Genomic DNA, 20,721 nt, shown 5'->3' on the forward strand with positions numbered 1-20,721 from the left:
ACGAGAGCGCGCCAAGACGCTCCCGACCGTCACACATCCAAGGAGCCCCCGATGCCTACACGCCGCGCGGCCGTGGCCGCCCTTCTCTCCACCGGTCTCATGCCCCGGATGGCCTCCGCCCAGGCCTGGCCGCGGCGTCCCGTGATGCTCATGCACGGTTTCGGCGCCGGCGGTAACGCCGACTCCATCTCCCGCGTCGTCGCCAACGCGCTCTCCCTGGATCTTGGCGAGCAGGTGGTGGTCGAGGCGAAGCCGGGTGCGGGCGGCAATTTGGCCTCCGAGCAGGTCGCCCGCGCCGCACCCGACGGCCACACGATCATCCTGCTCACCGGAGGCCATGCCGTTTCGGCGGCGCTCTACAAGAGCCTGCGCTTCAATCCGGTCGATGATTTTGCCTTCGCTTCGCTGGTGGCAACCTTTCCCTTCGTCATTGCAGCGCGAGCCGATAGCCCGATCCAGTCGATCGCCCAGCTTGTCGAGGCAGCTCGGCGGGAGCCCGGCAAGCTGACCTTCTCATCGGTGGGATTTGGATCGACGCAGCATCTGGCTGGTGAGCTCTTCGCCGAAACGGCCGGCATCAAGCTGACGCACGTTCCCTACCGCGGCGGCATGCAGCCTCTGAGCGACTTGATGTCGGGGCGCATCGACTTGATGGTCGATTCCATCACCGTCACCGGTGCGGCGATCCGGGCCGGAACCATCCGCGGCCTTGGCGTCACCAGCCGCGAGCCCTGGCCGGCGCTCCCTGAATTGGTGCCGATCGCGACGACGCTGCCGGGCTTCGAGGTTCGTTCATGGATCGGCATCGCGGCGCCTGCCGCGACCCCAGCATCGGTCATCGCCAGGCTTGAGGGCGCCATTAACAAGGCGCTGCTGTCGGCCCAGGTGCGCGAGCAGCTCGGTTTTCTCGGCGTAAAGCCGGAGGGCTCGACGCCCGAGGGCATGAAGGCCTTCGTCGTCGGCGAGATCGAGCGCTGGAAGCGCGTCGTCCGGGCATCCGGCATCGAGCAGATCTAGACACCGGAGGCGGCTGGGCATGCGCGCGTCCGGTCGTTGAGGCATGCCCCCATCGGGAGGCGTTGCGTCAGCTCTTCCACACTCCATCGCGGCGAGGGCGCATTCGTGCATGACGGTGAGGGCCCGCTGTGTCGCAGCCGTGCCGATGCCGTCGTCCAGGCCCGCGCCTACCAGGCGCTTGGCGCCGATGGTCTGCTGGCCATCTGCGAGGCGTATTTCCCGCTGGGGGACGATGCGCTCGAGAGCTATTTCCGCGCCATCGCAGATGCGACCGACCTGCCGGTCGTGCTCTACACCAACCCCAATTTCCAGCGCTCCGACCTGTCGCTCGACGTCATTGACCGGCTTGCCGACCATCCTCGCATCGTCGGCATCAAGGATGCCTCGACCAATACGGGCCGGCTCTTGTCGATCATCGCCCGCTGCTGCGACCGGCTCGCGGTCCATTCCGCCTCCGCCCACATTCCCGCCGCCGTCATGCTGATCGGCGGGGTAGGCTGGATGGCGGGACCGGCCTGTCTCGTGCCGCGCGACAGCGTGCGGCTCTACGACCTCTGCCGCGCCGGGCGATGGGACGAGGCGATGGCGCTGCAGCGGCGGCTGTGGCGGCTCAACGAGCTCTTCGCCCGCCACAATCTTGCGGCCGTCATCAAGGCTGGCCTGGCGCTGCGCGGCCATGCGGTCGGCGATCCAGTGCCGCCGCAGGAACCGCTGGCGGCCGGGCCCCGCGCGCTCCTCGCCAAGGCCCTGGAAGAATTTGCCTGAACAACCATCCGTGAGAGAGCGTCGATCTCCCGTGCAGGCCCAATTCAGCCAGCGATTTCATTGTCTTGACCGCCTTTTGCCGCGATCATTCGAGCCTTGAATGATCAGTGCCGAAAGGGCGCGCGATGCTCGAACGCCATGACCCCGTCACCCCCGAGATCTCAGGTCCCGACCGCCGGACGGCACTGGCCGCGATGGTCGCGGCGATCGCCGCGCCTGGCCTGATCCGCGGCGCGCGGGCTGAGACGCCGAAGGGGGCGATCCGATTCATCGTGCCCTTCGCGCCCGGCGGCAGTGTCGATGTGCTCGGCCGTGCCGTGGCGAAGGCGGTCGGTGCCGCGCTCGGCCAGCCGACCGTGGTCGAGAATATCGCCGGAGGCTCTACCAATCTCGGCTCGGAGCGCGCCGCCCGGGCGGCACCCGACGGCCTGACCATCCTCGTCGCCAGCGACAGCCTCGCCATCAACAAGAGCCTGTTTCCGCGGCTCGGCTTCGACCCGGTGACAAGTTTCGCGCCGGTGACCCTCGCCATCACCGCGCCGCAGCTGGTCCTGACCCATCCGGGGTCGGGCATCGACCGGATCGCGGACTATGTGGACACGGTACGCGCGCGGCCCGGCGCGGTGAAGGTGGGCCTGCCCGGCCACGGCGTCATCGGCCATCTCGCCAGCGAGATCCTCAACCGCCGGCTCGGCGGGCTGTCCGTCAACCACATCCCCTATAATGGCGGCGCGCCCGCCAGCCGCGATCTGCTCGGCGGCCATCTCGACGCCCTTTTCATCACGCTGCCGGCGGTGACGACGCAGGTGCAGGAGAAGACGCTCAAGGGCCTCGCCGTCACGTCGGCCGCGCGCTCGAAGGCGCTGCCTGATGTTCCGACCCTCGCCGAGACCGTCGCCCCGGGGCTCGACCTGGTGAGCTGGCAGGGCTTCCTTGTGCCGGCCACCACGCCGCGCCCGCTGGTGGAGGGCCTCCATGGCGCTATCGCCCGGGCCCTGCGCGACCCCTCCGTCGCCGAGCCGCTGTCGAGCCTCGGCTTCGATATCCTTGCCGAAGGCCCCGAGGCCTTCGCGAGCCTCATTCGCCGCGACGTCGCCGCCTTCGCCGAGGTCGTCCAGCAGGCCGGGCTCGCCCGCAGCTGATGATCGGACGAAGCCGACTTTGAATTGACCACACGCGCCATGACAACACGCCAGATCATCGTCCGCATCGTCGACTGGAGCTTGGTCGCCGGTTCCTTTGGGCTGATCCTCTTCGCCACGGTCGCGTTGAGGCCGTCAGCACCTCTGCAGGCCACTCCAGCCGCGCCACCTGCCGTCGTGGCCACGCGATAGGAAAAAGGCGCCAGAGACGCTCGCCGCAGGACTGCCGGCGTCTTCTGGCGGGGGGAACGCAAGACGTGACATTCTCGGGCGTGGTCAGCCCACCAGGGGGAACAGCCGCCCGGTCCGGATTGTCAGTGCCACCGTCTCGCTGCGCGCCACCGCCCGGTCGAGCGGGACCTCGGCCTCGATCTGCGGCAGGTCGTCGGCAAGCCGGATCTCCAGCCGCCGGCTCGCAGCCGAACGGGTGTTCGCCGTCACCGTGCCTGTCGTCGTCCCGGCTCCGGCTGCAACGACGCTGACATCGCCGCTCCTGAGGAACAGCGCGGCCGGGCCGCTGGTCGCTCCGGCGGGGGCGGGACCCAGCCCGATCCCGCCGGCGCGGACCACCCCGTCGGCCACGGTCACGTCAAGGCGCACCGCCTGGCCGACGAAGCCGGCGACGAAGGCGTTGGCCGGCCTGTCGAGCACGTCGTCGGGCGAGCCCACCTGCTCAAGCCGGCCGCGGTTGAGGATCGCCACGCGGTCGGCGAGTTCGACCGCCTCCTCCTGGTCATGGGTGACGAAGACCGTGGTGTGGCCAGTGCGATGGTGGATGTCGCGCAGCCATCGCCGGAGGTCCTTGCGGACCTGCGCGTCGAGCGCACCGAAAGGCTCGTCGAGGAGGAGCACGCGCGGCTCGACGGCGAGGGCCCGGGCGAGCGCCACGCGCTGGCGCTGGCCGCCCGAAAGCTGGCCGGGGAACCGCTGGCCGATGCCGGGCAGTTGCACCAGCTCGAGGAGGTCCTCCACCCGCCGGCGGATCTCGGCGCGGGGCGGGCGCAGGGCGCGCGGACGAACGGCGAGGCCGTAGGCGATGTTGTCCGCGACGCTCATGTGCCGAAACAGCGCGTAGTGCTGGAAGACGAAGCCGACCTTGCGGTCCTGGACGCGAAGGGCAGTCGCATCCTCGCCGCCGAAATGCACCGTGCCGGCGGAGAGCGGCTCGAGGCCGGCAATGGCCCTGAGCAGCGTCGTCTTGCCGGAGCCCGAAGGCCCCAGCAGGGCCAGCAGCTCGCCCGGGCGGATGTCGAGGTCGATGCCATCCAGGGCGCGGGTGCCGGCGAAGTCCTTGGCGAGGCCACGGACCGCAATGGCCGTGGCGCCTGCCGTCTCAGTGTCGGCTCTTGCCGGCGAGCGCGTCGCCGTATCGCCATTCGAGGAGGGACTTGGCACCGAGCGTGACCAGGGCGAGGAGGGCGAGGAGGGCGGCAACCGCGAAGGCGCCAACGAAATTGTACTCATTGTAGAGGATCTCCACATGGAGCGGCATGGTGTTGGTCAGGCCGCGGATATGGCCTGAGACGACGGCGACAGCGCCGAACTCGCCCATGGCGCGGGCGTTGCAGAGCAGGACCCCGTAGAGCAGGGCCCAGCGGATGTTCGGCAGAGTGACGGTGAGGAAGGCCTTGAGTCCCGAGGCGCCGAGGGTCAGCGCAGCTTCCTCCTCGGCCGTACCCTGTTCCTGCATCAGCGGGATCAGCTCGCGGGCGATGAAGGGGAGCGTCACGAAGGTCGTCGCCAGCACGATGCCGGGCAGGGCGAAGATGATCTTGATGTTCCAGGCCGACAGAAGGGGACCGAGGAGGCCATGGCTGCCGAAGACCAGCACGAAGACCAGGCCCGAGACCACCGGTGAGACCGAGAAGGGCAGGTCGATCAGGGTGATGAGCAGGCTCTTTCCAGGAAACTCGAACTTGGCGATGGCCCAGGCGGCGGCGACGCCGAAGACGAGATTGGCCGGTACCGTGATGGCCGCAACCGTGAGCGTCAGCGTCACCGCCGACCAGGTCGCCTCGTCATCGAAGGCAGCAAGCGCTGCTTCCGGTCCCTTGCGCAACGCCTCGCTGAAGACCGCCGCCAGCGGCAGCAGCACCACCAGCGCGAGGAAGGCGACAGCGACGAGGATCAGCAGCCAGCGGACGGCGAGGCTTTCCTGAAGCGGCGAGCGGAAGGTGGCGCGCGACACGTCAGACATGGCCGTACCGCCTCAGGCACCAGGCCTGCACGAGATTGATGGCGAGGAGGCTGGTGAAGGAGATGGCCAGCATCACCACGGCGATGGCCGTGGCGCCGACATAGTTGAACTCCTCCAGCTGCACGATGATGAGCAGCGGCGCGATCTCCGACACGAAGGGCATGTTGCCGGCGATGAAGATCACCGAGCCGTATTCGCCGACGGCGCGGGCGAAGGCGAGGGCGAAGCCGGTGAGCACCGCCGGCAGCATTGCGGGCAGGATCACCCGCACCACGGTCTGCAGTCGGCTCGCCCCGAGCGTCGCGGAGGCTTCCTCGACCTCGCGGTCAAGGTCGGCGAGGACTGGCTGGACGGTGCGCACGACAAAGGGCAGGCCGATGAAGACCAGCGCCACGAAGATGCCGGAGGGCGTGAAGGCGATGCGGATGCCGAACAGGTCGTTCACCAGCGATCCCACCCAGCCATTGGTGGCGTAGATGGCGGCAAGCGCGATGCCGGCGACCGCCGTCGGCAGGGCGAAGGGCAGGTCCACCATCGCATCCAGGACGGCCCGGCCGGGAAAGCGGTAGCGGGTGAGCACCCAGGCGACGACGAGGCCGGCGACCGCATTGAGCGCGGCGGCGACGAGCGACAGGTAGAAGCTCGTCTCAAGCGCCGCCCGCACCCGCGGCGAGGAGGCCACCGCAACCAGACCGCCGATGCCAAGGCCTGATGCGCGCCAGACCAGCACCGACAGCGGGATCAGCACGATGAGCGAGAGATAGGCCAGCGCGAAGCCGAGCGTCGGCCCGAATCCGGGCAGCGCGCTCGGCCGCCGTCGCGGCAGGCTCCATCCTGACAGGGTGGCCGCCGTCATCGCGTCGCGGCGCCGGGGCGGTAGATCTGGTCGAAGCTCGCCCCGTCGGCGAAATGGTCCTTGTGGGCCTTGGCCCAGCCGCCGAACTGCTGGTCGATCGTGACGAGTTTCAGCTGCGGGAAGCGCGCGATGTCAGCAGGGTCCGCCGCCTCCGGCTTGAACGGCCGGTAGAAGTTCTTGGCGATGATCTTCTGCGCCTCGGGCGTGTAGAGGAACTCGAGATAGGCCTGCGCCACCGCCCGCGTCCCACGCTTGTCGACCACCTGGTCCACCACCGTCACCGGCGGCTCGGCGAGGATCGAGAGCGAGGGGGTGATGATGTCGAACTTGTCGGCGCCGAATTCCTGCACCGACAGGTAGGCCTCGTTCTCCCAGGCGATCAGCACGTCGCCGAGATTGCGCTGGACGAAGGTGGTCGTGGAACCGCGCGCGCCGGTGTCGAGCACGGGGACGTTCCGGTAGATGGCCTCGACGAAGGCCTTGGCCTTGGCCGCATCGCCATTGGTGCGGGCGAGCTCATAAGCCCAGGCTGCAAGATAGTTCCAGCGTGCGCCGCCCGAGGTCTTGGGGTTCGGCGTGATGACGCTGATGCCGGGCTTGGCGAGGTCGGCCCAGTCGCGGATCTGCTTCGGGTTGCCCTTGCGCACCAGCAGCACGATGGTCGAGGTGTAGGGCGAGGAATTGTTCGGCAGCCTGCTCTGCCAGTTGGCGGCGATCTTGCCGCCGTTCTCGACGATGGCGTCGATATCGCCACCCAGGGCGAGGGTGACGACATCCGCCTCAAGCCCGTCGATCACCGAGCGCGCCTGGCGGCCCGAGCCGCCATGGGAGGTGCGGATCGTCACCTGCTGGCCGCTCTTCTCGCGCCAATGTTTGGCGAAGGCCTCGTTGAGGAAACGGTAGAGCTCGCGCGTCGGATCGTAGGAGACGTTGACGAGAGTGACGGGCGCCTGGGCGCGCACCGGACGGGATGCACCGATGAGGGCGGCCGTTCCGGCGGCTCCGGCTCCATAGGCGAGGAGGGCTCGTCGCGAGAGAGCGGGGACGTGGCGGGTCATGTGGCCTCCGAATGACGTTTCTGCCTTCAAGAGCATGACAAAGCCGTCCTCCGATCAACCGGGATTTGGGCGGAAAAGAGAAAAAAGATCCACGTTTCAGCCGCGATTGCCCTTGCAGAGGAAAATTCCTCTCAGGAAGCCGCGGGGGGTAAGACCCTCTCCCGAGGGCACTGCCGCCACTCGCCGTCCCACGCGTCGCGATGGTCTGTCCGGCGCTGCAAGCGTGTGGATCGGCGGAGAATATCTCTCTTCAGAGCCGGAATGATCGGGGAGGGCGGGGCATGGTCATCTCTCCGCGCGCGATCAAAGGGAAGAAGAGTCTCCGTTGGGGCCCGATCGCCAAAGCTGGTTCTTATTTCCGATACGGGCCTTCTAAGCCGTTGTGTGTACTTGTTATTTGGACGTAGTTCCAAGTCCCTGACGCGTCGCAGACCCGACCATGGCCACCACGAAACAAAAAATTCTCCTTCCCGCCATCCTGCTCGCCAACGACCTCCTCGATGGCGACGTGGTGTTCTGGACGGAGCGAGGTTGGTCCATCGATCCCGCCGAGGCACTGGTGGCGGGCGACGAGGCGGCGGCCATCCGCCTCCAGGAGGTCGCCGCGGCGGCCCTGGCGCGCGGCACGGTGGTCGACGCCTACCTGGTCGACGTGACACTCCGCGACGACGGCCTACCCGTCCCCAATCATTTCCGTGAGCGGTTCAAGATCGCTGGTCCTTCCATCCGGCAGGACCTCGGCAAGCAGGCCGCCTTCGCCCATCTGCGCGGGAGGGCCTGATGTACCGCTACGACCAGTTCGACGAGGCCTTCGTTCGCGAGCGCGTCGCTCAGTTCCGCGGCCAGGTGGCCCGCCGCATCGATGGCGCGCTGACCGAGGACGAGTTCAAGCCGCTGCGCCTGAAGAACGGCGTCTACCTGCAGCTCCACGCCTATATGCTCCGCATCGCCATTCCCTATGGCACGCTGTCGTCGGTGCAGCTGCGCCAGCTCGCGCTGATCGGCGAGCGCTACGACCGCGGCTACGGCCACTTCACCACGCGGCAGAACCTTCAGTTCAACTGGCCGAAGCTTCGCGACATCCCCGACATTCTCGACCTCCTGGCCGATGTCGGGATGCACTGCATCCAGACCTCGGGCAACTGCATCCGCAACACCACGGCCGACCATTTCTCCGGCGCCGCCGCCGATGAGGTGGAGGATCCGCGTCCCACCGCCGAGCTCATCCGGCAGTGGTCGACCATGCATCCCGAGTTCGACTACCTGCCGCGCAAGTTCAAGATCGCGGTCACCGGCGCTGCGCGCGATCGCGCCGCCATCCGCGCCCATGACATCGGCATCCAGGTGGTCCGCCATCCCGTCAGCGGCGAGGTGGGCTATCGCCTCTTCGTCGGCGGCGGCCTCGGCCGCACCCCGATGATCGGCAAGCTGGTGCGCGACTTCCTGCCCAAGGCGCATCTGCTCGCCTATCTTCAGTCGCTGATGCGCGTCTACAATCTCGAGGGACGGCGCGACAACAAGTACAAGGCGCGGGTCAAGATCCTCGTCCACGAGATCGGCATCGAGGAGTTCCGTGCCCGCGTCGAGGCGGAATTCGCAGCCCTCGATCCCGCCGCGATCGCCGCCGACCCGGACGAAGTCGCGCGGATCGAGGCCTATTTCGCCGCGCCCGCCTTTGCGACGTTCCCCGCAGACAGCCAGCGTGTCGTCGCCGACCGCGCCCGTGATGCCGCCTTCGACCGCTGGGTCGAGACCAACACCTTCCCCCATCGCCAGCCCGGATATGCTGCGGTCACGGTGTCGCTGAAGCCGGTCGGCGGCGTGCCGGGCGATGCCACCAGCGACCAGATGCGGGCGGTCGCCGACCTCGCCGATGCCCATTCCTTCGGTGAGATCCGCGTCTCGCACCACCAGAACCTCATCCTGCCGCATGTGCGCCAGGACGAGCTCCACGCCCTGTGGACTGGGCTCGTCGCAGCCGGGCTTGCCGAGGCCAATGCCGGTCTCATCACCGACATCATCGCCTGCCCGGGCCTCGACTACTGCGCCCTGGCCACCGCCCGCTCCATCCCGATCGCCCAGGCCATTTCCCGCCGCTTCGGGTCGGCGGAGCGCCAGCGCGAGATCGGCGAGCTCGGCATCAAGATCTCCGGCTGCATCAATGCCTGCGGTCATCACCATGTCGGCCATATCGGCATTCTCGGCCTCGAGAAGTCCGGTCAGGAGAGCTACCAGGTGACGCTCGGCGGCGACGCCACCGAGAACGCCGCCATCGGCCAGCTGCTCGGCCCCGGCATCACCGCGGAAGAGGTGCCCGACGCCATCGAGAGGCTCGTGGGGGTCTATCTGGCCCACCGGCATGACGGCGAGACCTTCGCCGAAGCCGTACGCCGCCTCGGCATCGAGCCCTTCAAGGCGGGCTTCCTGGCACCCCAGCCGGCGGAGGCCGCCCATGCCGCTGCTTGACGCTCACGGATACCGCGCCGACCCCTGGCGCCGCATCGCCGCCGGCGAACCGGCAACCGGCGATGCCGTGCTGGTCGCTCTTGCTGACCTCCCCGCCGTGATTGCCGGCCGCTCCAATGCCCAGCGCATCGGCGTCGAGGTGGCGAACACGGTGCGCCTGCCGGACCTCAGCGCCTTCCTTGGCCAGTTGGACCTCGTCGCCATCGCCTTCCCGGCCTTCAATGACGGCCGGGCCTTCAGCCTTGCCCGCCAGCTGCGCGAGGCCGGCTTCAAGGGCGCGGTGAGGGCGGTCGGGCCGGTGATCGCCGACCAGTTCACCCATCTCGTCGCCTGTGGCTTCGATGAGGTCGAGGTGCCGGACGCCATCGCCGCCCGCCAGCCGGAGGCACAGTGGCGCGGCGCGCTCGCCTCCTATGGCGCGACCTACCAGACCGGCTATGGCGCCGGTGCCAGCATCCTCGAGCGCCGCCGGGCCTTGAGGGCGGGGCAGGGGGCGGCGTCATGAGCGCCGCCCTTCTCGACCGTTTCCCCGAGGTCGATCCGCGGGACCCTGCCGCCATCCTTGCTGCGGCGCGCGCGGCCATCGACGGCCGCATCGTCTTCACCACGAGCTTCGGCCTCGAGGATCAGGTGATCACCCACCTCATCGCCGAAGCGGGCCTCACCATCGACATCGCGACCATCGATACGGGCCGGCTCTTCGCCGAGACCTACGAGGTCTGGGCGCGCACCGAGGAGCGCTACGGCCTGCGCATCCGCTCGGTACATCCCGATGCGGAGGATCTTTCGGCCCTGCTCGCCACCCAGGGCGTCAATGGCTTCTATGACAGCGTTGCCGCTCGCAAGTCCTGCTGCGACACGCGCAAGGTCGTCCCGCTGGGCCACCTGCTCGCCGGCGCTGTCGCCTGGGTGACGGGTCTGCGCGCCGACCAGTCCGGTTCGCGGGCCGAGGTCTCGCCCTGGTCGCGCGACGAGACGCGCGGCCTCCTCAAGGTCAGTCCGCTCGCCGCCTGGAGCCGCGCCGAGGCCGTGGCCTTCGCCGATGGCCACGACGTTCCGCGCAACACCCTTCACGCGCAGGGCTTCCTCTCCATCGGCTGCGCGCCCTGCACCCGCGCGGTCGCGCCCGGCGAGCCGGAGCGTGCGGGCCGCTGGTGGTGGGAAGAAGAGGCCGGCGGCGAATGCGGCCTGCACGTGACGGCGGATGGCCGCCTCGTCCGCGCCGCCGCCCGGCCGGAGATCCCGGCATGACCAGCCCCTCCCATCTCGACCGGCTGGAGGCCGAGGCGATCGGCATCATCCGCGAGACGCTCGCGACAGCTGAGCGGCCGGTGCTGCTCTATTCGATCGGCAAGGATTCCTCCGTCCTGCTGCACCTTGCCCGCAAGGCGGTCTATCCGGGGCGGCTGCCGTTTCCGCTGCTGCATGTCGACACGCTCTGGGAATTCCAGGAGATGGGGCGCTTCCGCGACGATCTCGCCCAGAAGCTCGGCCTTGACCTCATCGTCCATGTGAACCGCGAGGGTGTGGCCGCCGGCGTGAACCCGATCGATTCCGGCTCCCGCATCCACACCGACGTCATGAAGACCGTGGCGCTGAAGCAGGCGCTCGATGCCGGCCGCTATGATGCCGCCTTCGGCGGCGCCCGCCGCGACGAGGAGAAGAGCCGCGCCAAGGAGCGTGTCTTCTCGGTCCGAACGCGCGACCATCGCTGGGACCCCAAGAGCCAGCGCCCCGAGCCCTGGCAGCTCTTCAACACCCTGAAGAAGCCCGGCGAGAGCTTCCGCGTCTTTCCGCTGTCCAATTGGACCGAGCTCGACGTCTGGGCCTATATCGAGCGCGAGCAGATCCCCGTCGTGCCGCTCTATTTCGCCGCCGAGCGCCCCGTGCTCTGGCGCGAGGGCACCTGGATCATGCGCGACGATGAGCGCATGCCGCTGCTGCCCGGCGAAGTCGTCCAGCACCGCATGGTCCGCTTCCGCACCCTCGGCTGCTACCCGCTCACCGGCGCCGTGGAGAGCACCGCGACCACCGTTCCCGAGATCATCGCGGAGATGCGCGCCTCGCGCTCCTCCGAGCGCCAGGGCCGCCTGATCGACTTCGACAGCGCCGGCTCGATGGAGCTGAAGAAGCAGGAGGGGTATTTCTGATGGGCGCCCTCGCTGCCGAGACCGCCGCGCCGCTGCCGGCCGCGGCCAATGATGCCGCACCGGCCAGCCGCTCGCTGCTGCGCTTCATCACCTGCGGCTCGGTCGATGACGGCAAGTCGACCCTTCTTGGCCGCCTGCTCTACGAGGCGGGCGCCATTCCCGACGACGTCATTGCGACGCTCGAGGCGGACAGCGCCCGTATCGGCCGGGCAGATCGCGGCCTCGACTATTCGCTGCTGCTCGACGGCCTGCAGGCCGAGCGCGAGCAGGGCATCACCATCGACGTCGCCTATCGCTATTTCTCCACCGCCCGCCGCGCCTTCATCGTCGCGGATACGCCGGGCCACGAGCAGTACACCCGCAACATGGCGACCGGCGCCTCGACCGCCGATCTCGCCATCATCCTCATCGATGCCGGCAAGGGCGTGCTGCCGCAGACCCGCCGCCATGCCCTCATCGCCGCCTTCGTCGGCGTCCGGCACCTCGTGGTGGCCATCAACAAGATCGACCTGGTCGATTGCGACGCCGGTCGCATCCGCGCCATCGAGACCGCTTTCCGTTCGGCCATCACCGGCCTCGCCTTCGACAGCGTGACGGTGATCCCGCTCTCCGCCCGCGATGGCGACAATCTCGCTGCCCTGTCGCCGCGCACTCCCTGGTATGACGGCCCGACGCTGCTGGGCTGGCTCGAGGCGGTGGGCGTCGACGGCGCCGCCGGCGGCCGCGGCTTCATCATGCCGGTGCAATGGGTGAACCGGCCCGATGCGGCCTTCCGCGGCTTCGCCGGGACCATCGCCGCGGGCAGCCTCGCGGTTGGCGACAGCGTGGATATCCTCCCATCGCGCCAGACCGCCCGCGTCACCCGCATCGTGACCTTCGACGGCGACCTGCAGCGCGCCGGTGCAGGCACCGCGGTCACCCTTGTCCTTGACCGCGAGATCGACGTCTCGCGCGGTGACGTGATCGTCGCGGCGGGAACGGCGCAGCGGGCCGTGCGGGTGCGCACCAGCCTCGACGCCAAGGTGCTCGTCACTGGCCAGGCGGCGCTCGTCCCTGGCGCCACCTATCTCCTGCGCCTCGGCACCGCCTCGGCCAATGCCACGGTGGAGAGGGTCGTCCACGGCATCGACATCGCCACCTATGAGGAGCGCGACCGCGCCAGCGTCGAGACCAACGAACTCGCCGTGGTGCGCCTGCGCTTCGACAGGCCCCTCGCCGTCGCGTCCTATGCCGTCTCGCAGGGTCTCGGCGCCTTCATCCTCATCGACAAGGTCACCCACGAGACGGCGGCCATGGGCACCGTCCTCGGCGAGGCAGCCTCGGCGCATCGCCCGCGGCTCCAGCTGGTGGGCCAGAGCTTCGAACAGGCGATGGTCCGCACCTATGGCGGCGACTGGCGGCGCAATCTCGTCCCTGCCACCACCTGGCGGCTCGGCAGCGCCCTGCTGCTTGGCGTCGTCGTCGGCGTGCTCACCGGCCATCCCGGTTATGCCGCCGCCGCTGCCGCTGCGGACGCGCTCGTCCGGCCGCTGCTGCGCCATCTCCATCGCGGCCTCTGGAGCCGCTGGTCGGCCCGCCGCGAGGCGCCGCTTGCTGAAAATGGGGGCGGCATATGAGCGACCGCGACGCCCCCTGGGCTGTGCGTCACGCCGACACGATCTTCAAGATCGTGCTCGTCGTCCTCGCCGCCCTCTGGCTCGTCCTGCCCGCCCGGCAGGAGCCGGCCAAGCCGCGGGCAGAAGCCGCGCTTGCCGATCCCGCGAGGCTGTCATGAGCACGCCCGCCATTCCGCGTCCCACCGAGCCGCCGCGGATCGGGGCGCTCGCCACGCTGCCGCTCTTCCACAAGCTCGGGGGACGCCGCGTGGTGCTCGCCGGCGACGGGGAGGGGGCTGTCTGGAAGGCCGAGCTTCTGGCGTCGACCGGCGCCGATCTCCAGATCTACGCGCCCCATGCCGCCGGCCGGTTCGCTCCACTCGCGGCGCGCGGCGACCTCGCCATCACGCTGCACGAGCGTGGCTGGACCCCGGAGGACCTGACTGGCGCGGCTCTCGTGGTGGCCGAGGCTGAGAGCGACGAGGAGGCTGCCGCCTTCGTTGCCGCCGGTCATGCCGCCGGCGCGGTGGTCAATGTCATCGACCGCCCCGCCTATTGCGACGCCCAGTTCGGCGCGCTGGTGAACCGTTCGCCGCTCATCGTTGCCATTTCCACCGACGGCGCCGCGCCGGTCTTTGGCCAGGCGATCCGTGCCCGCATCGAGTCCCTGCTGCCACGCGGCCTGAAGGCATGGGCCGAGGCCGCCCGCGACTGGCGTCCCGCCGTCCAGGCCCGCGAGGCGAGCTTTGCCGTGCGCCGCGCCTTCTGGCAGCTCTTCACCGACCGGGCCCTCGCTGATCCCGGCCGCGCACCGACCGATGCCGACCGCGACGACCTGCTCGCCGGCCTCGACCGGCTCGATGCCGCCCCGCCCGCCGGTCGGGTGCTGCTGGTCGGCGCCGGGCCGGGCGATCCCGACCTCCTGACGCTGAAGGCGCTGCGCGCCCTGCAATCAGCCGACGTCATTCTCCACGACAACCTCGTCGCCCCCGCGATCCTCGAACTCGCCCGCCGCGAGGCCCGCCGCGTCGCCGTCGGTAAGATCGGCCACGGCCCCTCCGTGTTGCAGGAGGACATCAACGACCTCCTGGTGAGCCTCGCCAGCGAGGGCAAGACCGTGGTCCGCCTCAAGAGTGGCGATCCCGGAATCTTCGGGCGGGCCGGAGAGGAGCTCGCCGCCTGCCGCAAGGCCGGCATTCCCGTCACCATCGTGCCAGGCATCACCTCGGCTCAAGGGGCGGCGGCCTCGCTCGGCCTGTCGCTCACCGATCGCGCCCATGCCCAGCGCCTGCAATTCATCACCGGCCATGGCCGCGACGGGCGTCTTCCCTCCAGCATCCGCTGGTGCGCGGTGGCGGACCCGACCGTGACCACCGTCGTCTACATGCCGCGCCGTACGGCGGAGGCTTTCACGCAAGGGGCGATCGCCCATGGCCTCGACCCGCTGACGCCGGCCGTCGCCGTGGCCTCCGCAACGCGCGACGACGAGCGACGGGTTGCCGGAACCGCCGCGACGATTGCCGACCAGATCGCAGCCCTGCCCGAGGCGGCTCCGGTCATCCTGATCATCGGTGAGGCAAGTCGGCTCGAAAGCCAGGCTGGAGTGACGGTCTTGCCGCAGGAGTCAACACGAGACGTGAACTCAGAGGCTCCCGCGCTCGTGTCGTGCTGCTCAGAGACTGACGTCGAACGGCTCTACGAGGAGGCCCGGTTTCTGACGGTCTCCGGTTGAAGGGCTGCTGTTTGCGATATCTCGCGGTTTCGTCACCGTCGTGATCCCCGGGGCTCTACCTGCCGTCAGTGAGCCCCGGCGTCGCCTGCAACGACAAGCACTCGTCACCCGAATGTGGCTTAACGCGGACTTTCCGAAAGTCCGCTTCGGGCCCAATGGCGGACGTGGCCATTCCCAGAAATCTCTTCGTCGAGATCCTGCGCATGATCGCCGACCTGCGGCCGCCGCCTGTTCCATCGTCTGCGTAGTGCGTTCCGATGTCGCGCGTTCGATCGAAACCAACGGGAAAGGTGTGCCGTGTTGACGAAAAACACCCTGGCCTTGAGACCTCGCAGCCGCATTGGTCCGTCCGAAAGCCTTTCCGCTCGGCGACCCGGCCCCGTCATCTTGTCGACGAGCGGAAATCGGGCCAGAGTTGTCCTCGTACGGGCATCCCTCTGGGGAATGTCGGCTAAGTCCTTTCTCGACCAGACGGTCGACCGGTACGGAGCCTATCGCGACGAAATTGGCGACCGGCCGACGAGGTGAAAAGATGACAATCTCCCGCCGCGCAGCGCTTGGTGCCCTTGGTTCGCTCGCAGCCTTGCCGGCCGGCGCACGGCGCCTTTCCGAGCAGAACATCACGGTGATCGTGCCCTTCACGGCGGGCTCAGGTCCAGATCTCCTGGCGCGCGTTGCCGGCGATTTTTTCCGCAATCGGCATGGCCAGACGATTGTTGTCGAGAACCGCCCCGGCGCCAGCGGCAACATTGGCGCAGGTGCGGCCGCCCGCGCAGCGCCCGACGGCAACACGCTCGTGCTTTACGTCAACACTTTCCTGATGAACGCGGCGCTGTCACCGTCTCTGCCCTACGATCCGGTGGCCGGTTTTGCCCCGATCATCGAATTGGCGCGCGGCTCGCTCGCACTGGCCGTCCATCGCTCGATCGAGGCAGTCAACGTTGCGGCGCTGGTCGCTGCGACCCGGGCCCAGCCTCAGGCCATCCGCTATGCATCGCCCGGCCGCGGCACGCCCCATCATCTCGCCATGGAACTCTTCAAGCTGCGCTCCGGCGCGATGATGGACCACGTGCCCTATAACGGCACGGCGGGCGCTGTGAACGATTTCGTCGCCGGACATGTCCAGGCCATGTTCATCCCCATCCATGTCGGCCTCGCGCAGGCCTCCGCAGGCCGCATCCGGCTTCTTGCGGTCGCAAGTGGCGAGCGCACGCCGCTAGCGCCAAGTGTGCCGACGCTCGCCGAGCAGGGCTTTCGCGACGCCGAGGTCGACCTTTGGTACGGGCTGGCCGCGCCAGCCGGCACCCCTGCCGCCATCCTCACCCGATACAATCAGGCCTTTGACGCGATGCTGGCCGACGCCGAGGTCCGACGGCAATTGGAGACGCAAGGGTTGTCCGCCAGCGGCGGTCCGCCCCAACGCCTGAGCGCCCTGATCGCCGCCGACTTGCCGCGCTGGCGTCAGGTCGTCGAGCGGGCCGGCATCACAGCGGATCAATAGGCGCCATGAGCGACCAGGGCGTTGTTATCGTCGGCGGCGGACCGGTCGGGCTTGGGCTTGCCATCACGCTCGGGCAAAGCGGTGTCGCAACCACCCTGATCGAGCGCAACACAGCGCCGCAACCGATCCCGCGCGGCCAGAACCTGACCCAAAGGACGCTCGAACATTGCCATTTCTGGGGCTGCGAAAAGGAATTGCGGGCCGCGCGCACTATTCCCAGGGAGCATGGCATCGGCGGGCTCACGGCCTATCGTACCCTGCTTGGCCCCGACAGCTACGACTGGATGCAGCGCGAACTGGTCCGCCCCTTCTATTACACCGACAATGAGCGGCTGCCCCAATATGCGACCGAGGCGGTCTTGCGCGCCCGTGTTGCGCAGTTGCCCACGGTGACCTGCCATTATGGCTGGACGGTCGGACAAGTGAGCGATGAAGGCGAGGGCGTCACGGTGACCATCGCCGAACGCGAGGGGAGCGGCCGGCTTGCCTTACGCGGCGCCTATGCGGTCGGCTGCGACGGTTCGCGCTCGATCGTGCGCCAGGCGGCCGGCATCGAGCAGGACCTTTCCGATCATGACCGTGTCATGTGCCTGTTGGTCTTCCGCTCGAAGGGGCTTCACGCGCATCTTCTGCGGCGCCACCCGAAAAAATCCTTTTTCTGCGTCCTCGATCCAGCGCTGAAGGGCTATTGGAAATTCTTCGGTCGGGTTGATCTTGACGGCGAATTTTTCTTCCACGCGCCCGTACCGCTCAGCGCAAAGACCGGCGGCTATGATTTCGCCGGCCTCGTTCGGGAGGCCGCCGGGGCGGATGTCGACGTCGACTTCACCTATACTGGCTTCTGGGATCTGCGCTTTGCCGTGGCGAAGACCTACCGTGCGGGCCGGCTGTTCATTGCGGGCGATGCGGCCCACAGTCACCCGCCCTATGGCGGCTATGGCATCAATCTCGGCTTTGAGGACGCGGTCAATCTCGGCTGGAAACTGGCCGCTATCCACCAAGGCTGGGCCGGACCTTCGCTGCTCGACAGCTACGATGCCGAGCGCCGGCCGGTCTTCGTCTCAGCTGCCCGCGATTTCATCGCCAAGAGCATCGAGGACGACCGGGCCTTCCTCAGCGCCTGCGACCCGCAACAGGACCGGATGCTGTTCGACGCGGCCTGGGCGGCGCGCCGCTCCGGGGCAACCGGCGAGGTCCATGCCTTCGAGCCCCATTACGAGGGTTCGCCTATCGTTTTCGGCCCCAAGGGCGCTGAGACAAGTGCCAAGGGCCGCCATGAGCACAAAGCAAGGGCTGGCCACCATCTGAGCCCCCAGACCCTGGCCGATGGCGCGTCGACTTTTCAGTCCCTGGGCGAGGGCTTCACGCTGTTCGACTTCACCCACGATGGCGCGGGCAAGGATATCGCTCGGGCAGCACGAACCAAGGGCGTGCCGCTTCGCTATGTGGCAAGCCCCGATGACCCCGCCTCGAAGGCCTATGGCGCCCGCATCTTGCTGGTGCGTCCCGACCAGTTCGTTGCCTGGGCGGGCGATACCGCAACCATCGCCCCGGCCGCGATTGTTGCGCGCACGATCGGCGAGTTGAGTTGACGCGCCCCGGCTTGCGGTCAACACGACCCAAGGTTGTTGTCACGAAAGGGCCGTGCAGCAGAACGGTAGCCGCCATGTCTGAAGTCTATGTGGTCAAGCCCGGCTAGTTTACTCGCTCAAAGCAGTGCTTGTATGTCCCGTAGCGACGCCCGGGCATTGGGGAGGTGATCGGCCAACTCAGCGCCTCCGCTACCGATGCAGTCTCATTTATAAAGGAGCGCATACACAGTCGAACGCCATCCGACATTCCCAATGTCCGCTCGGGATCCAGTAGTGACCTGAGACGGCGGCCGCTTCGCGACGCCAAAGCGGACATCCATGGATCTGCCGCATCCGGTCATTCGATAACAGCCATCTAACGCCAGAGTCGCCCACGGTCGCGCCTGGATAACGTTCCCTTAGGTCAGTCATTACGATTCGAGGTTTTTCTAGCGGGCACCACGGCGGCCACAGCGTTGGCTCCGTTCTTAGGCTTCAGTCTACGGGATGTCCTATGCTCGATCGTCTGCGCAACCTTCCGATCGCCGCCAAAATCTATGCTGCGATGGCCCTCCTGGTTCTGACCGCAGGCGTTATGGCTTTGACCGCGCTTTCCGGTTTTTCACAGATCCAGAAGACCGAGAAAGAAGTCGAAGCCGCAACTCTTCGGCTGATGGACACCGGCCGCGCGACAGCCAATCTCCTTGCCTACGCACGCGCCGTTGAGTTTCTGCCGCTTGAAATGCCGATCCAGGACCGTCAGGCGTTCGAGAAGACCGCTGCCGACGAGCTGGCGCGCTTCCGACGCCGCCTTGATCAGATCGAAGCAGGAGCGCGCACAGCTGCCAACCCACAGGATGTGGATCGCATGCGGCAGATGCTCGGTTCCTATGAGAGCACTGCCAGCCGGATCACCCAGTTGTCGCGCGACGGCAACTTCGACGAAGCCGGCAAGCTGGCTTTCACGGAAGCAGCCAGGATCACGGATATTCGCAGCGTTTTGCGGGATATCGAGGAGACGGCACTTCGGCGCCAGCAGGAGGTCTTGAAGAGTTCAGGCGATGCCGTTGCACAGGCAAATTGGGCTCTCATGCTGGTTCTGGGCTGTGGCTCGACCCTCAGTCTCGCCCTTGCCGGGTGGATCATCGTTGGCTTCATCACGCGTCCGCTGAATGCGATCACGAGCGCCATGCTCAAGGTCGCTCACGGTGATGCGACCATCTCCGTGCCGGCGCTCGGCCAAAACGATGAGATCGGTAAGCTTGCGGGGGCTTTGGAGACTTTCAAGGCGAACCTGATCGAGAGCCGGCGCTTTGCCCGCGAGCATGAGGCTGAGCAGGCAGCCAAGGAGCGTCGCGCCGGCGTCGTTACAGCCGCTGTGGAGGAGTTCGAAGCCTCAGTCCGCGAGGTTGTGTCGACCGTGACCTCTGCCTCTACTGAGCTCGAGGCTGCGGCGGGCACCCTGACCGGCACTGCCGAAACGACGCAGCAGAAATCGGGAATGGTTGCCACCGCTTCGGAGCAGGCTTCGGGCAATGTGCAGGCCGTTGCCACTGCGACCAACGAAATGACCGCGTCGATCCACGAGATTTCCCGCCAAGTCCAGCACTCCACCGAAAAGGCTCATGCGGCAGTGGCGAATGTCAAGGCGACCGACGCCAAGGTCTCCGAATTGCTGGACGCTGCCGGACGGATCGGCGACGTCGTCAAGCTGATCACGGCCGTCGCCGAGCAGACCAATCTCCTCGCTCTCAATGCGACGATCGAGGCGGCCCGCGCTGGCGAGGCTGGAAAAGGGTTCGCGGTTGTCGCCTCCGAGGTCAAGGCCCTGGCAGGCCAGACCGCCAAGGCCACCGGGGCAATCGGTGCGCAGATTACGGCCATGCAGGCAGCAACGCGCGATGCGGCTGCCTCGATCCGGGCGATCGGGACGACGATCGTCGAGGTCTCGGACATCGCGACGGCTATTGCCGCTGCGGTTGAAGACCAGGGCGTCACCGCTCAGGAGATCGCGCGCAACGTCCATGAGGCAGCGAGGGGAACCGTTGAGGTCGCCTCGGCGATTGTCGAGGTCAACCAGGGGGCGGTTGAGACAGGCTCTGCCTCAGCCCAGGTCTTGTCCGCCGCGCACGAACTGTCGCAGCAGGGCGCGCGCCTCAAGACGCATGTCGATCGCTTCCTGAGCATGGTGCGAGCGGCCTGAGCGGACGGGTGACTTGGAAACGGCGTGACGACGGTGGCGCGCCTCATCGGGGCGCGAATGAGGGGGCTGGGTGACCAATGACCGCTTCGTCGGGCGAACTTGCCACCAATCTGGTCCAGTTCCCGCGAGCACACCTGGCGGCAGAACCGGAATCGTCTGACTTGGTGGCTGACATCAACCAGTTGCTGGCAGTGACGGCGCGCCGTTCAAGGACTGGGTCCTGCCCGCCAGCATCGAGCGGGTCCGCCGCAAGCTGGCCGGATCCAACGATGGGGACCGACAGATGGTCGACGTCCTCACGGCCGTGCTCAGTGACGGCCTGCCGGTTGTCGAGGCTGCCTGCGCCGAGGCCATTCGCGAGGGCGTCCATTCCGCCGATGTCGTCCTGAACATCCTGGCGCGACGGCGCGAACCCGTGGCGCCGATGACGATCATGACCCCGGCGGCGTTACGGCTGCAGCACGCTCC

At 67.8% G+C, this 20,721-nt stretch carries 17 protein-coding genes and 2 pseudogenes; 15 read left to right on the plus strand and 4 right to left on the minus strand.

Translation table 11 applies throughout. The features are described from left to right. The first annotated feature begins 51 nt into the window (after positions 1-51). The 3 genes and pseudogenes from O9344_RS08470 to O9344_RS08480 all read left to right on the plus strand — a co-directional run bounded on the left by O9344_RS08470 (position 52) and on the right by O9344_RS08480 (position 2,924). Positions 52-1,017, plus strand: coding sequence for a tripartite tricarboxylate transporter substrate binding protein (locus tag O9344_RS08470; RefSeq protein ID WP_298475147.1), 966 nt, complete (start codon positions 52-54; stop codon positions 1,015-1,017). A gap of 135 nt (positions 1,018-1,152) precedes the next feature. After that, positions 1,153-1,782 (plus strand): annotated as a pseudogene (locus O9344_RS08475) (dihydrodipicolinate synthase family protein); the annotation flags it as partial. A gap of 125 nt (positions 1,783-1,907) precedes the next feature. Continuing rightward, positions 1,908-2,924: a tripartite tricarboxylate transporter substrate-binding protein gene (locus O9344_RS08480; RefSeq protein ID WP_298475149.1), complete on the plus strand. Its 1,017-nt coding sequence runs from the start codon at positions 1,908-1,910 to the stop codon at positions 2,922-2,924. 276 nt (positions 2,925-3,200) lie between these two features. Here the strand turns inward: O9344_RS08480 and cysA are convergent, their stop codons facing one another. From cysA to O9344_RS08500, 4 genes are read right to left on the minus strand one after another with little or no spacing between them, the layout of a single operon-like run. Continuing rightward, a complete protein-coding gene (cysA, locus tag O9344_RS08485; protein WP_298475151.1) occupies positions 3,201-4,319 on the minus strand; it encodes a sulfate ABC transporter ATP-binding protein in 1,119 nt (372 codons plus the stop codon). After that, a complete protein-coding gene (gene cysW / locus O9344_RS08490) occupies positions 4,258-5,121 on the minus strand; it encodes a sulfate ABC transporter permease subunit CysW (protein WP_298475153.1) in 864 nt (287 codons plus the stop codon). Before cysW ends, cysA begins: the two co-directional genes overlap by 62 nt. Next, entirely contained in the window at positions 5,114-5,977 is an 864-nt protein-coding gene (cysT, locus tag O9344_RS08495) for a sulfate ABC transporter permease subunit CysT (protein ID WP_298475154.1), read from the minus strand. The genes cysW and cysT overlap by 8 nt, the downstream gene beginning before the upstream one ends. Next, positions 5,974-7,035 carry a sulfate ABC transporter substrate-binding protein gene (locus O9344_RS08500; RefSeq protein WP_298475155.1) on the minus strand — a complete coding sequence of 354 codons (1,062 nt, stop codon included), beginning with the start codon at positions 7,033-7,035 and terminating at the stop codon, positions 5,974-5,976. The genes cysT and O9344_RS08500 overlap by 4 nt, the downstream gene beginning before the upstream one ends. Before the next feature lie 439 nt (positions 7,036-7,474). Between O9344_RS08500 and O9344_RS08505 the strand changes: the two genes are divergently transcribed. The 12 genes and pseudogenes from O9344_RS08505 to O9344_RS08560 form a co-directional block, all read left to right on the plus strand. After that, positions 7,475-7,816 carry a DUF2849 domain-containing protein gene (locus O9344_RS08505; protein ID WP_298475156.1) on the plus strand — a complete coding sequence of 114 codons (342 nt, stop codon included), beginning with the start codon at positions 7,475-7,477 and terminating at the stop codon, positions 7,814-7,816. Next, positions 7,816-9,501 carry a nitrite/sulfite reductase gene (locus tag O9344_RS08510; RefSeq protein ID WP_298475157.1) on the plus strand — a complete coding sequence of 562 codons (1,686 nt, stop codon included), beginning with the start codon at positions 7,816-7,818 and terminating at the stop codon, positions 9,499-9,501. Before O9344_RS08505 ends, O9344_RS08510 begins: the two co-directional genes overlap by 1 nt. Beyond that, complete coding sequence (locus O9344_RS08515; protein ID WP_298475158.1) at positions 9,488-10,006, plus strand: DUF934 domain-containing protein; 519 nt, start codon at positions 9,488-9,490, stop codon at positions 10,004-10,006. The genes O9344_RS08510 and O9344_RS08515 overlap by 14 nt, the downstream gene beginning before the upstream one ends. Then, positions 10,003-10,752, plus strand: coding sequence for a phosphoadenylyl-sulfate reductase (locus O9344_RS08520; RefSeq protein WP_298475159.1), 750 nt, complete (start codon positions 10,003-10,005; stop codon positions 10,750-10,752). Before O9344_RS08515 ends, O9344_RS08520 begins: the two co-directional genes overlap by 4 nt. Further along, on the plus strand, positions 10,749-11,651 hold the full coding sequence (gene cysD, locus O9344_RS08525) for a sulfate adenylyltransferase subunit CysD (RefSeq protein WP_298475160.1): 903 nt from the start codon (positions 10,749-10,751) through the stop codon (positions 11,649-11,651). The genes O9344_RS08520 and cysD overlap by 4 nt, the downstream gene beginning before the upstream one ends. Continuing rightward, the gene (locus O9344_RS08530; RefSeq protein ID WP_298475161.1) at positions 11,651-13,267 is read left to right on the plus strand and encodes a GTP-binding protein; all 1,617 of its coding nucleotides are present in this window, start codon (positions 11,651-11,653) and stop codon (positions 13,265-13,267) included. Before cysD ends, O9344_RS08530 begins: the two co-directional genes overlap by 1 nt. Beyond that, the gene (locus O9344_RS08535) at positions 13,264-13,425 is read left to right on the plus strand and encodes a hypothetical protein (RefSeq protein WP_298475162.1); all 162 of its coding nucleotides are present in this window, start codon (positions 13,264-13,266) and stop codon (positions 13,423-13,425) included. The genes O9344_RS08530 and O9344_RS08535 overlap by 4 nt, the downstream gene beginning before the upstream one ends. Continuing rightward, positions 13,422-14,978: a siroheme synthase CysG gene (gene cysG / locus O9344_RS08540; protein WP_298475163.1), complete on the plus strand. Its 1,557-nt coding sequence runs from the start codon at positions 13,422-13,424 to the stop codon at positions 14,976-14,978. Before O9344_RS08535 ends, cysG begins: the two co-directional genes overlap by 4 nt. A 532-nt stretch (positions 14,979-15,510) precedes the next feature. Further along, positions 15,511-16,479: a tripartite tricarboxylate transporter substrate-binding protein gene (locus O9344_RS08545; RefSeq protein ID WP_298475164.1), complete on the plus strand. Its 969-nt coding sequence runs from the start codon at positions 15,511-15,513 to the stop codon at positions 16,477-16,479. Between the two features lie 5 nt (positions 16,480-16,484). After that, positions 16,485-18,071: an FAD-dependent monooxygenase gene (locus O9344_RS08550; RefSeq protein WP_298475165.1), complete on the plus strand. Its 1,587-nt coding sequence runs from the start codon at positions 16,485-16,487 to the stop codon at positions 18,069-18,071. Between the two features lie 493 nt (positions 18,072-18,564). After that, entirely contained in the window at positions 18,565-20,253 is a 1,689-nt protein-coding gene (locus O9344_RS08555) for a methyl-accepting chemotaxis protein (protein ID WP_298475167.1), read from the plus strand. A gap of 193 nt (positions 20,254-20,446) precedes the next feature. Next, a pseudogene (locus O9344_RS08560) lies at positions 20,447-20,721 on the plus strand (IS21 family transposase); the annotation flags it as partial.

It is taken from the genome of Phreatobacter sp., assembly GCF_027532945.1.
In the GTDB taxonomy this organism is placed as follows: Bacteria; Pseudomonadota; Alphaproteobacteria; order Rhizobiales; family Phreatobacteraceae; genus Phreatobacter.